This is a genomic window from Acinetobacter lwoffii, from assembly GCF_024129715.1.
GTDB lineage: Bacteria > Pseudomonadota > Gammaproteobacteria > Pseudomonadales > Moraxellaceae > Acinetobacter > Acinetobacter lwoffii_U.
The window spans coordinates 142,987-158,989 of sequence record NZ_JAMXXM010000005.1 but is presented as its reverse complement, the minus strand read 5'-3'; the positions used below and the strand labels follow the sequence as shown (position 1 = coordinate 158,989).

Annotated in this window: 14 protein-coding genes; 6 read left to right on the top strand and 8 right to left on the bottom strand. The window is 40.7% G+C overall.

What is annotated here, in order from left to right:
- Window positions 1-11: 11 nt before the first annotated feature.
- From NI462_RS06195 to ispH, 6 genes are all read right to left on the bottom strand, one after another.
- Complete coding sequence (locus tag NI462_RS06195; RefSeq protein WP_290444231.1) at window positions 12-4,064, bottom strand: pilus assembly protein; 4,053 nt, start codon at window positions 4,062-4,064, stop codon at window positions 12-14.
- Between the two features lie 17 nt (window positions 4,065-4,081).
- Window positions 4,082-4,894 carry a PilX N-terminal domain-containing pilus assembly protein gene (locus NI462_RS06190; protein ID WP_253159594.1) on the bottom strand — a complete coding sequence of 271 codons (813 nt, stop codon included), beginning with the start codon at window positions 4,892-4,894 and terminating at the stop codon, window positions 4,082-4,084.
- Complete coding sequence (locus tag NI462_RS06185) at window positions 4,891-5,937, bottom strand: prepilin-type N-terminal cleavage/methylation domain-containing protein (protein WP_253159592.1); 1,047 nt, start codon at window positions 5,935-5,937, stop codon at window positions 4,891-4,893. Before NI462_RS06185 ends, NI462_RS06190 begins: the two co-directional genes overlap by 4 nt.
- A complete protein-coding gene (pilV, locus tag NI462_RS06180; protein WP_180025552.1) occupies window positions 5,938-6,453 on the bottom strand; it encodes a type IV pilus modification protein PilV in 516 nt (171 codons plus the stop codon).
- A complete protein-coding gene (locus NI462_RS06175) occupies window positions 6,453-6,917 on the bottom strand; it encodes a pilus assembly FimT family protein (protein ID WP_253159590.1) in 465 nt (154 codons plus the stop codon). The genes pilV and NI462_RS06175 overlap by 1 nt, the downstream gene beginning before the upstream one ends.
- Window positions 6,918-7,077: 160 nt before the next feature.
- Window positions 7,078-8,028: a 4-hydroxy-3-methylbut-2-enyl diphosphate reductase gene (gene ispH, locus NI462_RS06170; protein ID WP_253159588.1), complete on the bottom strand. Its 951-nt coding sequence runs from the start codon at window positions 8,026-8,028 to the stop codon at window positions 7,078-7,080.
- 133 nt (window positions 8,029-8,161) lie between these two features.
- Here ispH and gmk point away from each other — a divergent pair, with 133 nt between their 5' ends.
- The 5 genes from gmk (at window position 8,162) to NI462_RS06145 (ending at window position 12,337) form a co-directional block, all read left to right on the top strand.
- On the top strand, window positions 8,162-8,785 hold the full coding sequence (gene gmk, locus NI462_RS06165; protein WP_004281187.1) for a guanylate kinase: 624 nt from the start codon (window positions 8,162-8,164) through the stop codon (window positions 8,783-8,785).
- Between the two features lie 76 nt (window positions 8,786-8,861).
- Window positions 8,862-9,143: a DNA-directed RNA polymerase subunit omega gene (gene rpoZ / locus NI462_RS06160; RefSeq protein WP_004281186.1), complete on the top strand. Its 282-nt coding sequence runs from the start codon at window positions 8,862-8,864 to the stop codon at window positions 9,141-9,143.
- A 214-nt stretch (window positions 9,144-9,357) separates the two neighbouring features.
- Window positions 9,358-11,463, top strand: a complete 2,106-nt coding sequence (locus NI462_RS06155; RefSeq protein WP_253159586.1) for a RelA/SpoT family protein — start codon at window positions 9,358-9,360, stop codon at window positions 11,461-11,463.
- Window positions 11,464-11,538: 75 nt separating this feature from the next.
- The gene (locus NI462_RS06150; RefSeq protein ID WP_253159584.1) at window positions 11,539-11,922 is read left to right on the top strand and encodes a RidA family protein; all 384 of its coding nucleotides are present in this window, start codon (window positions 11,539-11,541) and stop codon (window positions 11,920-11,922) included.
- Between the two features lie 220 nt (window positions 11,923-12,142).
- Window positions 12,143-12,337, top strand: a complete 195-nt coding sequence (locus NI462_RS06145; protein WP_004644972.1) for a bacterioferritin-associated ferredoxin — start codon at window positions 12,143-12,145, stop codon at window positions 12,335-12,337.
- Window positions 12,338-12,499: 162 nt separating this feature from the next.
- Here the strand turns inward: NI462_RS06145 and NI462_RS06140 are convergent, their stop codons facing one another.
- Window positions 12,500-13,561, bottom strand: coding sequence for an RNA-guided endonuclease InsQ/TnpB family protein (locus NI462_RS06140; protein ID WP_044109054.1), 1,062 nt, complete (start codon window positions 13,559-13,561; stop codon window positions 12,500-12,502).
- Between the two features lie 231 nt (window positions 13,562-13,792).
- Between NI462_RS06140 and bfr the strand changes: the two genes are divergently transcribed.
- Window positions 13,793-14,257, top strand: coding sequence for a heteropolymeric bacterioferritin subunit Bfr (gene bfr / locus NI462_RS06135; RefSeq protein WP_005101322.1), 465 nt, complete (start codon window positions 13,793-13,795; stop codon window positions 14,255-14,257).
- A 50-nt stretch (window positions 14,258-14,307) separates the two neighbouring features.
- Here the strand turns inward: bfr and NI462_RS06130 are convergent, their stop codons facing one another.
- Window positions 14,308-15,942: a PglL family O-oligosaccharyltransferase gene (locus NI462_RS06130; protein WP_253159583.1), complete on the bottom strand. Its 1,635-nt coding sequence runs from the start codon at window positions 15,940-15,942 to the stop codon at window positions 14,308-14,310.
- Between the last annotated feature and the right edge of the window lie 61 nt (window positions 15,943-16,003).

Sequence of the window (16,003 nt, the reverse complement as noted above, 5' to 3'; positions counted from 1 at the left end):
CATATATCCTATTAACGATAACGCTCATACCATCGTGTTGGAATAAAATGACTGGTACATTGCCACTCACCTGTTCCAGCTGTATTGCCTGCCATCGTAATTTTTCCACAGCTTGTAGATGAACTACCAGTAGTAGAATCAGTTTTTGGTACAAGTGAAATACTTCGAATACCTGGACCAATAACATTGGAATTTTTCCCAGCTCCATCCAACCTAAAGCCTGTTAGCTGTTCTTTATTACTATTTATAGTTCCATCTGATTTTAAACAAACTCCAAATGGCAAACAGAATGTTTGCCAGTCTGTTTCACCTACCACACGTGGCATACATGGAATATTGCTTCCAACTCCAGTTCCCTCAGGATCATAAACCGGTACCATTAAATTACCTGTAATTGCAATTGGCTCTTCAAAGGCTTTTAACCCACCTTTAACACGAATTTCATCTGTGCCAATTGCTTTATCAGTACCATCATTTGTGCTCGAAAGTGATCTATACCAACCATCCTTCCCAGCGCCTGATGCAGGAAAGAAAATGTTTGAAACAGTTTCACCACTCGCAAGTATCTGTGGGTTTTTTCTTAAGTTAGTTCTGACTTTATTGATCGTTTCTAAAGTAGGCGTACCTGTGATTAGATCCCGTTTAATAAAATCTTTATCAATAATTCCATACACATTGTTTACAGGTCGGTCGGTTAATGCCGCTGCTGGCTTCATGTTATCTCGACCTGTCGTACCTGTCGGCGATACGTCTAATGGTGTACTGCGGTCACCTGATGCAATTCCTAAAGTTATGAAAGTATGCGCCCCCTCATCATGAATAGTGACTGTTGGCGGCTCATAAAAGCGTGGAGCTTTGCTTCCTGTATAGTCATTACTCGAATCAGCACCAGTATCATTCGTTGCTAAATCCGCTAAACGAACCACACGAACCCCAAAATCACTATATTGACCAGCTGTTTTAACCTGATTATTGTTTAAATCAACACGGAAAATTTGTCCACCTAGGTCACCGAAATAAAGATGATCTACTAAACCATCAGCATCACGATCTAATGTACTAATACGACTCACAATACTATGCCGAAGATATTTTTTACCATCCGTAGTTGCTGCACTTGCATTATAAGTTGCAGACCAGATAAGCGTTCCATCCGATGCATCAATCACATATATAGCATTACCTTGAGCTTCAGGTTTATTGGTGCAATTTAGATTTGGATATTCAGTATTATCAACTGTTGCACTAAGTTGGAAGCGAGGATTCTCATAACACATGTCATAACCACCACCGACAATCATCGCCCGTTTAATTTGACCATTATGCCGAACATTTGCTAATACAGGTTTAGACCATGTCTGCCCCAGACGGCTATAATCACCTTTTCCTGTAATATTAGCAGGGTAAATTCTAAATAAAAATTTAGGTGATTCTGGGTTGAGCACATCTAAACCATAATAGCTAGAACCACCCATACGTAAGCCACCATAAATATTCATTTTTCGAGCTTTAATCTGTGAAGTGATTTGATCCTTCCCCTCTGCATCTTTTGTCGTGGTTTCATTATAATTGTATGCTGCATCAGATACCCAGGTTGCATCTACTCCATGTGTCGGAACATTTCCTGAATCAATTGTATTTGGAACCAAACCTTTAGATGCAATTGAATGCTCTAAGATATCGGCAGGTACAAATACCATTTTCTCTTCACCAGAAGAAGCATCAACAAGATGTAATCCCCCTTCGGAAGATCCATACAAGATTGCTTGGTCACGTGCATTGGTCAAATTACCATTTGCATCCAAGGTTCCTGAATAAGTTAACTGAACTGGCGAAGAATAAATACTTGCCCCCATCGAAAGATGTGGTGCATTTGAAGTGGTTAAACTTGTAGGTAAAGCTGTTGTATTGATATCAACGTTATAACCTAAATAATTTAGCAGTTTTAACTTTATAGTTAATGCCAAATCTCTGAGGATTGGCTGTCCACTCGATGAATTAAATTTACCTAAAACATAATTTGCTGTACTAGTAGGACTAGTAAAAGGATTAGTTCCTTCTGGAGCTGCTGGAATTCTTAACAAAGGAATATCTTTAGTCGACTGCTTAGTTAAAGCCGTTGAGGTAGAGGCACTAATATCAGTAAATATATTACGAATATTATTAGATGCATTGTAAGCATAACGGGTGACTTTACCTGTTGCATCCACTGTTTGTGTTTGCCCCAATATAGGTAAAGGAACTTTTGAGTATGTACCGCCTAACCACGTAGTACCACCATCACTATAATTACTGCTATTCCAGAAATCTTTAGTTCCAGTTCTAAACTTACCTAAGTTATCAAAAACCAATCCACCAGAATCACCTTGAAATGCTCCTGCCGTGGTACCAGATTGAACAACTTTATATTTTTTTAAGTTCCCACGCCATGTCACATAATTACTTGCAGGATTGGGTTCTAAAGCACGTAAATAGCCATAATTCTGCAGCATATTTGGATTCAGGGCATCATAAGGGACTGTAATTTGCCCTGTTGCCAAAGGTGCAACCACACCATTTTGGTTATCTTTAATAAAGCTGGCAATACTCTGTGTAATTTCATTAGTTGAAGTCACATAATAAAAACCACCATTACCAAAACCCTCTGCTGGGTTTTTTAAAGTGCTATTTGTTGCATCTGGAGAACAAGTATCTCCTGTCAATTTCGAACCAAGCTGACAGGCATATTTTGCCCCGCCACTGGCTGGATTACTAAAAGCATTACCAAATCCCACGAAAGCTGTATTAATAGAACGGCGTTTCGGATTATCACCTGAATATAAACGCTTAGCCAATGCCCCCATACAATGCCAACCAGCTTTGTCTATGTTACTGTCTCCATTAGGGTTAGGTAAATTACTATTATTTGATTGGGTGTCTATATCTACTGCACACTCAAATGTATCATCCTCTAAAGCTGCTTGCATTAACGGCCATGTACTATTAGTAGTCGATTGATTGGGCAAACCATCTGACAGAAAGTAAATTCCCTGACCGTCACAACTGACGCTATTCGCAGGTAAAGGTGATTTATAGCGTAGATTAATATCACTTGCTGTAGTACTTTCTACAAGTAAACTATTACTTTTTGCATCTAGAATACCACTAGTCTTGACGCTTGAGTTTGCATGTACACTATATGGTTGAGTATTATCATTTATATATAAGGGTATAGGTTGAGCTGTATCTCGATTGGGATTACTGTAGGTTGATAGATTTGGTCCATCATATGATCTACTAATTATAGTGTTTTGATTTTTCCAGGTTGGGCTAGATCTATTTGCATATAAGTCTTCTTTAACCGTGCTTGAAACTTTACTATCCCATCTATTACATTGTTGAACATTTGTAGTAAAGTTCGTTGTATCCCATCGGTTACAAGTTTCAAATTCATAAGTATATGTGTATGTCCGATTTGTTGAACTATTACCACTACCACTTGCACTATATTTTCTAGTTAAACGAGCAACCTGTTTTTGGATTATTGGGTAAGATACATTTTCCCAATAAGTTGTCGTTCCCAACAAATAAGCCGCTGCCTCAGCCATTGCATTTGCAGATGGCGTATAACTTTTACCATCCATTGCCGTTACTGCGTCCGATAATTTTTTCCGCTGCGAACCTGTAGTATTTCGGGTGGATGCTGCACCTAAAGGAGCTGCAGGTACTTTTATAATCCCATGTTTATTACTTGAGCTGTCTGAAAAATATCCTAAGCCTACATAAGCATCTGCCAAGTTCACTGTTGTACCATTATTTAAGGTTACCGTATCCCTTGTTAATAGATCTTGAACACCTGCTTTTAATCGAGCTAAACGGTGTTGTCCCAAGCTATCATTATTCATCGTCATAGACATCGAGTTATCTAGCATCAGTATAACCGTCGTTTGACCACCTTCGGGCTTGGCATAAATTTGCAGATCACTAGCTTGGACTACTGACGAAACCGTTAACCAAGTCAGTGCAAAAGAACTTGTAGAAACGGCATACCACAATTTATTTATTTTAAAATTTAATAATTTCATATTCACACAATTCCCCCTTAACCACCTGGCGCCGTTACTTCAGTCAATTTATTGATATAATTAAACTCTTGAACATGCACATTAAATGGAACATTTTTAGATTTTAAGCAATCTGCTATTGTTTGCTGTGAGCTTAAATCAGGTGCTAAATTATCACTAATTTTTATGTTTGCAGCACTCAAACAACTCTCCTGTATAGAAGATGTCGTTTCTGACGAATATGCTGGAAGCATTGAGGTTGTCGTAACCCTCACTCGCTGTGCTGATGTCATACTTTTGGGAAGTTGTGTACCTTCAGAAACATTTGTACCTCTTGGCAAATTAGCACCAGGTCTATTATTACTTGCATCAATTGGCACACTGACCGCCACCTGAGTTAAAACAGCTTGGCGTTTACTACCGAAGTCACTATTTAGATTACAAAATCCATCAACTGTACCAGCTTCTTTAGATATGCTATTAGCACTACTATCAAATCGAATACGAATCGCGTCCTTAGTTTGAGCAAATTTTGCTGTCGTTGAGATGGGCTGGTAACAAAATACATATTCAGCCCCGGGATTATTCTCATGCTCTCTTAAGCTAGCACCAATCACATTACTCAGATTTGTTAAGTCAGTGGGATTGATTTGAGAAACAAGTGCTAGGGGTGTGTCGGCAGATTGGAAGTTTAGCTGATCAACTTGGCTATTTGTGGCTACTGCTAAAGAAACGATCGCCACCCGAATTGCCAAAACTCCGACTATAGTAATCACAAGAAGGATAACTAATACAACGATTAAAGTAGCACCTCTTTGAGAAAAAGACTTATTGACTAATTGATATCTCATAAATCTTCTCCCATACCATTGCGCAAAGAAATAGTTGAGTTATATACCCTTCTCAAGAAACGATTCGTGGTATCACTTGCCTTAATTGTTTTATCAAGCATCACATAGCTTGCATTTACAGGATCCAAAACTGGATTATTCGCATTATTTGTCGAACGAATAAGTACCGATACTTGTACAGCTAAAATTCTTGGCGGATTTGATGCCGCTTTTTCTGGATCTTCATCTGTTGCCTCATCCGCTGTAACAACTTTACGCGCTTGAATTGCAGCCTCTCGATATTGCGGAATCGTATATAAAACAAGATTTCCAGCATGATCTCTTGCTTTTAATAAAACATGAAAATGATCCACGCGAGGAATAAGAATTTGCCCTGCTGTTCCCAAACCACTGATTGTAGAAGGTGTGGCAGAAGCAGTAGCGGCTGTCGTTGCTGGTGTATTCGCATCACAAGCCAAGGCCAAATCTGTCGTTCCCGTACCATTCGCATCCACTCTTAAGAAGTAACGCTGTACGACCAAGTCACCAGCAAAGACCTGCTGCCCCTCACAGTTGAACATATCTGAAGGCGCAATAAACTGAATCGTTAACTGATCACTATTTTGAGCTACTCCCATATCATCTTTCACATTGGACAAACCTTTCCAATGGTTATCTGTTGTGGAGACAGTATCCCCCATTCCTCGACTTAATAATGCATCAGGAAGGTACGTATTGGCTGCAATAGAAGAAATAAAATTTACATTATTTGAGTTTGTAGCTGTTGAAGCTGTCAGGACAATACCACCATAGGCTGTTTGATCATTTAACTCTAAATTATTAATATTACCTACATTTGATAAACGTATATCACGTAACATAAAGTCCAAACCAAATACGCCATTATCCTGAATTTCAGCATTTGCGCGTTGCAGCTGGCTTGACATAATGCCACCAGTAAATAATTGAATTGCTGTAGCAACAAGAATCAAACCCAGAGTCAGTGCAACGATTAACTCAATAAGCGTAAATCCTTTTTGTAATGAAGGAGCTAGTTTCAACATTTAATACACCTCCATCATCAGGCAGGTTGAACCACTCACATAGGTTCCTGTCGTAGTCATACAATTGCTGATTATTGGAGTAGTCTTACCCCAAAATGTATATAAACATTTACGTCGCATACTCATGGAGGTAGTTACACCCGGGCAATCATCCATCGTCAATTTCATGCCATACTGATCAGCATTTTTTGCTGCACTATAAGCATCATAAGTTGCCATTTGCTCAGGTGTACAAACTGAATTTAAACATGTCGTAGGTTCACTCGTTGATGAAGAGTAACCAATATATGATTGGACTTGAGCTGGATAGGTAGACATTGCAACTGGATTACTTCTAATATTTTCTGCTAATCCACGCATCACTAAAATTGCTTGTGATTTTGTCAAAGCCTCTGCAGAAGCATCTATTGCACGTAATTGTACAGCCACATATCCCAACACCCCCAAAGCAAGCACAAGTAAGGCAACCAAAACCTCAATCATCCCTACGCCCGCCTGATATCTTATGTATTTCATCAGCAACTTCCTTCAAGCTTAGAATAGATACCACCCAGCTTGGTTAAGACAAGTTGTTTTTTTATTTTCAACTTTGTATTACATAAACTAATCAAAGCATCTTGATTTAAGCTGCTAACCACACCATTTTTATTAAATATTAAATTTGTTCCCGAATAACTTCCTAATGATTGGTCTTCAGCTAGGGTTTGAATGGTTAAATTCACATTAGCTCCTTTCTCCCAATTCATCGCTGTTTCCGTATTAGCAATGCTGGAATTCAAATTTAAAGTGATATCAGTGCGTTTTAAGATAGCTTGACTTTTTGCATGATTCACCATTAAAACAAGCTCTCTTTCTTTTTTTTGAAATCTGCTTTTCTCTAAGGTATTACTCATTGAGGGAGCAGCCATTCCAGCAATAATCGCCAATACCGCAATCGTCACCATTAGCTCAATTAAAGTGAATCCTTTATTTTTCTGCATACTCTCCCCCAAGCAAAACTTTGGCCCAGTTAAAATAATACGCATTAAAGTTACAAAACCTACACAGAGCAGATAAAAGGCATAAAAAAACAGATAACTGTCATTTCCCAGTTATCTGCTTATTTTTAACTAAAAAACAGAATGTTAAACAGTTAACACTCTAAGCCTGTGTTACAGGAATACGTAACTCTTTGGGTAGGCTGAATGTAATATTCTCTTCTCGTCCATCCAACTCTTTAGGCGCTTGTGCACCCCAATCCTGTAAACGCTGAATGACCTGTTTAATCAGAATTTCAGGTGCAGATGCTCCTGCTGTTACCCCAATCTGGGCATTTTCTGCAAACCATTCCTGTTTGAGCTCATCAGCATTATCGACCAGGTAAGCCGCTTTACCCATACGCTCAGCCAGCTCACGTAGGCGGTTTGAATTTGAAGAGTTTGGTGAACCTACCACTAGAACCACATCACAGCGTTCAGCCAGATCACGCACTGCATCCTGACGGTTCTGCGTTGCATAGCAAATATCATCTTTACGTGGGCCTTGAATCAGTGGAAATTTCTGGCGAAGAGCATCAATCACTTTCGCTGTATCGTCAATCGATAAAGTCGTTTGCGTGACAAAAGCGACTTTTTCAGGATTATGTATTGTAAGTGCAGCAACGTCCTCTTCGTCTTCAACCAGATAAATCTCACCACCATTTTTTTTGTCATATTGCCCCATGGTACCTTCGACTTCAGGGTGACCTTCATGACCAATTAAGATAGCCTCTACACCTTCACGGGCATATTTGGTGACTTCAATATGTACTTTAGTCACTAAGGGACAAGTCGCATCAAAAACCTTTAAACCACGACGTTCAGCTTCTTGTTGTACCGCTTTAGAAACACCATGTGCGCTAAAAATCACGATATTATCGTCAGGAACTTCGTCGAGTTCATCGACAAAAATTGCACCACGCTGACGTAGGTCATCAACCACAAATTTGTTATGCACCACTTCATGCCGCACATAAATTGGTGGGTTAAAGCATTCTAGGGCACGGTTCACGATCGCAATGGCACGATCTACACCAGCACAAAAACCACGCGGATTGGCTAAAACAATTTCCATAGAATCCTCAATACTCACACCATTTTTAGCGGTTCAATTGAAATAAATGTAAACAATCGACTGACAACTATTTAGTTTAAAGCCGCTCTACTCTAAAATAGAGAAGATATTTTATCATATCAGGAAAAATATCATGTCGGGTCTCTTGTTTGTCGTTTCTGCAGCGTCTGGAACAGGCAAAACATCCCTTGTTAAAGCCCTACTTGAGCGTGTCAACAATCTTCACGTTTCTGTGTCACACACCACACGCGGTCAACGACCTGGCGAACTCGATGGCGTGCATTATCATTTCTCCAATAAAGAAGATTTTTTAAATCTGGTCAATGAAGGTGGTTTTATCGAATACGCTGAAGTATTTGGTAATTACTACGGTACTGCGCAAGCCACAGTCAAAGAGCAACTGGCCAAAGGTCATGATGTGCTACTGGAAATTGACTGGCAGGGTGCACAACAGGTTCGTCGACTTTTTCCTGAATCTAAACAAATTTTTATCTTGCCACCAAGCCAGTTTGATCTACGTGAACGCCTGTCTAACCGTGGTACTGATGCTGTGGATGTGATTGAGCATCGTCTGAGCTGCGCGGTAGAAGATATGCAGCAATATAGTAACTTTGACTATATCATTATTAATGACGACTTTAATAAGGCGCTGCATGACCTTGAAGCGGTGATTATCGCCAATCGTCTGGTACTTAGCCAGCAAGCCAACCGTCATGAAAAACTGATTCAGAAACTGATTACGCCGACTGAGCAGTGATTAAAACTTGAGTCTATAGACAAAGCCTTTTATACTGTGCAGTCTGTTAAAATTTATTATTCAAACGAGAATTCTTATGGCACGCGTCACCGTTGAAGATTGTTTAGACCATGTAGACAACCGCTTTGAGCTTGTACTAGTGGCAAGCAAGCGCGCGCGTCAATTGGCACGTCAAGGTATTGAACCAACTGTAGAATGGGACAATGACAAACCGACTGTTGTTGCTTTACGTGAAATCGCTTCAGGTCATGTATCAAAAGACATTTTGAAACAACGTGATCAAGACTATCAAACATCAAGTCTGGATCTTGCACTTTCTGCAAATAATCTAAACTTAGACGGTTTTTCTTTCCAATAAGAGATCGTCACTCAAAAAGCCTAGTTCTAAACTAGGCTTTTTTTGTTATGTGACTTTTATATTTATGCCAGAACGGTTATAACATAAGGGTTAGCTATCAAGTTTGTATTGGTTTTCTGCTCGCTAGCAGCCAAAAACCATCAAACCAGGAAATTCACATTTCTAAAACGCTTTCACGTTTTATTTGTAAAAAATTCAGTTGAAAAGGTGTTTTATGCCAGGCCCACAGGTCAGTCAAGCCAAGCAGCAGTTAAAGATCATTATCGATGCGTATTTAAGTGAAAGCGATGTCGAACGTGTGCTTGCGGCCTGTGATTATGCAGATATGGCGCATGACGGGATTGTGCGTAAAAGTGGTGAACCCTATATTCTGCATCCGATTGCGGTCAGCTGTATCTTGGCGCATATGCGTTTGGACACTGAAACCTTAATGGCCGCCCTGCTGCACGATGTGATTGAAGATACCGAATTTAACAAAGATGATATTAGCAAGATTTTTGGTTTTACCGTTGCTGAACTGGTCGATGGTGTCACCAAACTGAGCCATTCCAGTGATAAAGAATATAATAAAGCGGCTTCTTTCCGGAAAATTCTGCAAGCGACGCTACAAGATCCACGTGTCATTATTGTGAAACTGGCCGACCGTTATCACAACATGACCACTTTGGACGCACTGCGCCCCGACAAACGCGCGCGTATTGCCCGCGAAACCTTTGAAATTTTTGTTCCAATGGCACGTATTGTTGGCATGAATGAAATGGCTGATAACCTGGAACATCTTTGTTATCAGAATCTAGATCTGGACATGTATAACAATGTGCAGGCCGCCCTGCTGGAAACCAAGCCAAAACGCTGTGAATATCAGGCCAAATGGGAAAAGAACCTGACCGAACTGCTACAACAGAATGCCATTCAGGGCCGAATTAAGAAGAAAAATAACAATATTGAGCTACTGCGTCACTTCGTTAAAAATGATATCGATCTACAAGAATTGACTCACAGCCATGCTTTTGAAATTATTTTACAGAGCATTGCGGACTGTGACCGACTGGCAGAAATTCTGACGCAAAGTTTTAAAATCCAGAGTTATGAAGATCATATCCGTCGCCCATTACCGGGAGGCAACCAGTCCTTGATGATGCGCCTGAAAGGCGAAAAGACCACTTTGTCTTTGACCATTCAAACCGAACTGATGCGTAAAGCAGCACGTTTTGGCGTCGTGCTCGGTGAAAGTGCCCCGCAGGCCTGCCGCTCTGCGATTCAGGCCTCGATGCAGAATTTGAATGTCCTGGTCGATGGTGAATGTGCCAAAACCACTTTCAGTGAACTACTGGATTATTTACATCAGGAAAAAATCTGGGTCTATACTCCGCACGGCCATTTACATGAATTGCCGCAAGGTGCCACGGCGGTCGACTTTGCTTATGCCGCGAGTTTATTCCTAGGCAACCATGCCGTTGGTGCAAAAATTAATAATGAGACTAAACCACTGTCGACTCCTTTAGTCAGTGGTCAGGTGGTCGAAATCATTACTGATGTCCTTGCGACTCCGAATCCGGATTGGCTCAGTTTTATTAATACCCAGAAAGCTCGTCGTGCTATTCAGAATATTCTGCGTGATCAAGATCCAGATGAGCAACGTCTGGTCGGACAACAGGCACTCAATCGTGCACTGAAACTGTTCCATCGTTCTATTCGTGATCTGACTGAAGCAGACTGGAAAAACCTCTTGGAATGGCGCCATGTTTCCAGCAAAGAACAGCTGTTTGAACAGATTGCAGTCGGTGATTTATTACCACAACTGGTGGCCAACCATTTATTTGCCCAAGATCAGCATCAGAATATCGCCAGTTCAGACCGTCTGATTCAGGGAACAGAAGGTGTCGATGTCAAATATGCACATTGCTGCAATCCTGTGCTGGGTGATCCGATTCAGGGTCATTTGACCCGTCGCGGTCTGATTGTGCATCGTGCGCGCTGTCATAACCTGCTGCATGAACAGCATCAGCATCCAGAAAATATCATGTTATTGCAGTGGACCTCTGATGATCTGGAAGATATCAGCTTTACTGCCTATCTCAGCATTGACTTGGACATGAATGACGAGCAGATTTCCGACTTGATTTACCAATGCCGTAAAGCGCATTCTGGGGTGGAAATGGTGCGTACTCAGGATGACAAAACCTACGTCAATATCGTGGTGCATAACCGTAAACAGATTGCACAGATTATCCGGGATTTACGCATGTATTTCGGTTTCCCGCGAATTATCCGTCTGGCACAGCCCGTCGTTTTCAGTGAAGCCTCTAAAGCGAGTTAATCATTTAAAACGATAGTGCTTTGATCGGCCGAATTGATCGAATATGATGTATGTCGATGATAAAAGGAGAAATTAATGTCCCGCCAAGTAATCCATACTGAAAATGCCCCTGCTGCGATTGGCACTTATTCGCAAGCCATTTTAGTGGGTGATACCTTATATCTATCAGGTCAAATTGGCCTGGATCCTTATAGTATGGAACTGGTTGAAGGCATTGAAGCTCAAATTCGCCGGGTGTTTGATAACTTAAAAGCAGTCTGTGAAGCCGCTGGTGGCTCTTTGGCAGATATTGCCAAACTGAATATTTTCCTGACCGACTTATCTCACTTTCAACTGGTCAATCAAATTATGGATGAGTATTTTGCCCAGCCCTATCCAGCACGTGCCGCTTTAGGTGTGGCCAGCCTGCCTAAAGATGCCTTGGTTGAAATGGATGGCATTGTCATAATTAATCAATAAGTTATAAAAATTACTCAATCCCCACCCTGCAATATCTCATTCTAAATCATGAATCGCTTTTGTGTGGAAATCCGAGCAGTACTTGGATTTCCGCTCAGGTGGTGATTTTTTATCTAAATCATCAATCATGATAAAAGCTATTTCAAATGATTTTTATTGACAAACGATAACAATTATCAATAATATTACTTATCTTATTTAATCACTGTGGTTGTGTCCTATGTACGTTTGTCTATGCCGCGGCATTACAGATCAAGACATTAAAGATGCTATTGCAAATGGCGCTGAAAGTTATCGTGATGTCCGCGATATGTTGGACTTGGGAACTTGCTGTGGTCGCTGTGCACCAGAAGCCCGCATGATCATCAGTGATGAGGTTTCACAAATTGCAGCACGGCTAGCAGTTGCAGCATAAATTTAAAAAGATTTCTCCCTATAAGCATAATGAAAAAACAATGATCTTTGGTCATTACTCCTCCCCCGCCTTTGACTCTGGCGGGTTTTTATTGCCATTCATCTGAGTCTGAATGGATTCGATGTCGATTTTCATTTGCTGTTCCTTGACATCCTCACCTTTTTAAATAGAGCTGATTCCTCCTGCGAGACGCTTATGCCCAAGCGCAAGTATGTTCTTAGCACTATTCAAGTCCCGATCCAGAACACTTGAACAGTTTTCACATTCCCATACTCTTATTCGCAAATCTGTTCTACCTTTCGGACTGCTTGCAGTGACCTCACCACAGCACGAACACATTTGGGTTGTGAAACTTTCACTAACTTCTTCAAACCATACTCCTGCGTTCTCGCATTTATACTTGAGCATGGTCTTGAATGCTGAAAATCCGGTATCCAGAACAGACTTCGCCATCTTGGTTTTTACCAGTTTTTTCGCACTCAGATCGCCTACAACAATTAGTGCATTTTTCTTTATAAGCATCGTACTTGCTTTGTGCAAATGGTCTTTACGACAGTTTGCAATCTTGGCGTGTAATGCACGGACCCGTTTTCTATTTTTCGCTCGTTGAGCAATCCCTAATTTCTGTTCATATTGACGGTAGAACTTGGGATTTGAAATTATCGTACCATCCGAACAAGTGGCTATATCCTTTAAGCCCAGATCAATCCCAATCAAATTAGTCGCAGTCGATTTCTCAATTTTAGAGCTATTCACAACTAAGCAGACATACCAGCGGCCACGCGCATCCTCGACAAACGAACCAGTCTTGATACTGTAATTTGACAGTCCATAGCTATCCCATATTTTAAACTGATGCTTGCCATACTGGATATGGCCATCAGCATACTTGATTGCTACTTTCTTAAAGGGTATCCAACCTAGTGATCTTCTGGCTGATTTCTTATGACTGACCCGCCATTTTAGTTTAGTCTTCTTGAATTGCTTTCTGCGTATGACTAATTCTTCGGTAACAGCCTGAATGGTTTGACTATGTAACCCACAAAGCCTAGATGTACCTTTCGTATATTCAGCAATATCGTAAGCACTGAGAAATTCACCTTTTCTTTTAAGGTGTTTAAAGCTTAAATCATTGACATAATTCCAGACGAAATTCACTTCAGATGCTAATTGCTCTAATATCTTGGAATGTTTATCTTTAATACGTAATTTAAGTGTTTTCATACGATTATTTTATCAATGAAAATAACCAATAGAATATCCAAAGTTAAAAATGTTAATTTGAAACGACATTTCATGTCGTATGGCTTAGGTCACTCATTTATATCCCTGCCTTGAAAACGAGGTTTTACGTTTGATTTGATAAATTACTCGCCATTTGCCCCTGACTTGCTTTACTATCAGGATTAGAGCGCTTTCTTAGAAAGATAAAACAGGTCCAAATGGAGTTATGCGATGAAAGGCAATCGTGATGTGATTAATCAGCTCAATCAGGTGTTGTATCACCACTTAACTGCCATTAACCAGTATTTCCTGCATTCGCGCATGTTTAATGACTGGGGCATTGAGAAACTGGGCTCGGCAGAATATAAAGAATCCATTGTTCAGATGAAACATGCCGATAAAATTATTGAACGTATTTTATTTTTGGAAGGTCTGCCGAATTTACAAAATCTGGGCAAACTGTATATTGGTCAGCATACTCAAGAAGTGCTGCATTGTGATGTACGCAAAGTCAAAGAGAATATTGAAGCCATCCAGAAAGCAGTGGCATTGGCTGAAACCCAAATGGATTATGTGACGCGTGATCTGGTTCAGGAAATCCTAGAGAAAGAAGAAAACTATCTGGACTGGACCACAACACAAATTGATTTGATCGAAAGCATTGGCATTGAAAACTATATTCAAAGTCAGCTCTAAACTTAAAATTAAGCCAAGAAAAAGCCAGCATCTGCTGGCTTTTTTTGTATTTAGCGAGACATATCCTGCGTTAATTCCTCATAACTCATTTCAGTTTTCTGAATGGTCTTTAAGCGTTGCAGCTGATGCTTGGCCTCAGCCTCGTAGCCATTAAATGCTAAAAGTTTGGCATATTTGATCAGGTTATATTTGGTTGGATAACTTAAGACCATTTGTTCACCTTCCTGAATCTGTTCAGCAGACACTTTGCTATAAGGATTCAGACGAATCCAAGCAATGCGATGATTAAACTCGGTCAACAGATAAATTGGTTTTTCATTGGTGATTTTTTCCTGCTGCTTTTCATAACGAATACTTTGTCCGAGTTTTGGTACAGCAACATCATAGTCCCGGTAAATCACGACCAATAAGAGCAATCCAAGACTGAAAGTCAGTTTCAGGCATATCGAAGGCAAAGTAATGGTTTTAATTTTTGGATTCTGTGCCAGAACCGTACCCAGAATAAAACCGACTGGCAGCAGGAAATAGGCATAATGCTGTGGAAACTCAAACATGGCATGTGTTACAAAAGCCCCGATCATCAAGATCCCGATAACAGATTCTGGCGTATTCACCCAGCGTTGTAACTGATAACCTAAATAACCAAAATATGCCAAGAAAGGCAGACCGATGATCAGTCCATTCCAGAGTAAAAAGTCCAGAATAAAATTATGGGCGCTACGAATCCAGACCGGGCCTTGTACGGTATCGCTGATTGAAACGAACGCTGCGCTAGTTTGATACCAACCATAGCCAAACCATGGCTGTGCCTGAATGGCAGCCAACATTTGCTGCCAGATCGCAATACGTGACATATCTCCGGTGGCACGCGATACCACATCTCGGCTTTGAACGACATCCGCATCCATCGTTTGTGCAGCCAGCTGACTGAGTAATGGAAAAGCCACAATACAAGCAATAAAAAAGATGAACCAAGCCGTGCTATAATACCATTTCAGGCGAATGATCCCTTTATATTGGTATAACGCCAGATAAAGCATAATCGCGATCGCAGCCACCCATGCAGTACGGGACTGGCTTAAAGCTACGCCAACCACGATGATTGCCGCACATGAAAATAGCCACTTGGTCTGGATTTTTTTCTTTTCGTACAGATAAAGGCAGCTCATCAATGCCATGACTAAAAAAGTTGCCATATTATTCGGCTGGGCAAAGTTGGCATAAGGACGCTGATTACCACTAATATTCACCATGCCTGGCACTATTGAATTCAGATTCGTCCACTGACATACAGCAATTAAGCCTGTAATCGTTCCTGAAGCCAAAAACACATAGCTCAGATTAGTGAAAGTTTCTTCCCGGTTATAGTTTGCTGTTGAAAGGTTATAACCCAACACACCTGCCAGCCAAAAGCTAAAGGCGAAAATAAAGCCCATTATGGCAGTACTAAAGAAAAACACCTGCCCTGCGAGTAACTGGATAAAAGGCACACTGGCAAGAAGCAATAGCGGCAGACTCACTGCTGGAATTCTTACTTTATCTTTTAAGCAGATTGCAGCGAGGGCAAAGAGCGCAAAAAAGGCATACAGCTCACCTGTATAGGTTACCCATGGGCGGTAGTGGATGGGCATGAGCCATGCAAGGGAGATGAGGATTCCCGCGATGAGGGCGAGCGTGAATTTCATGGTGATGTCAATGAGTGCAGATACTATATGATATATAAAAAAATTCTAACTAAGAAATCTA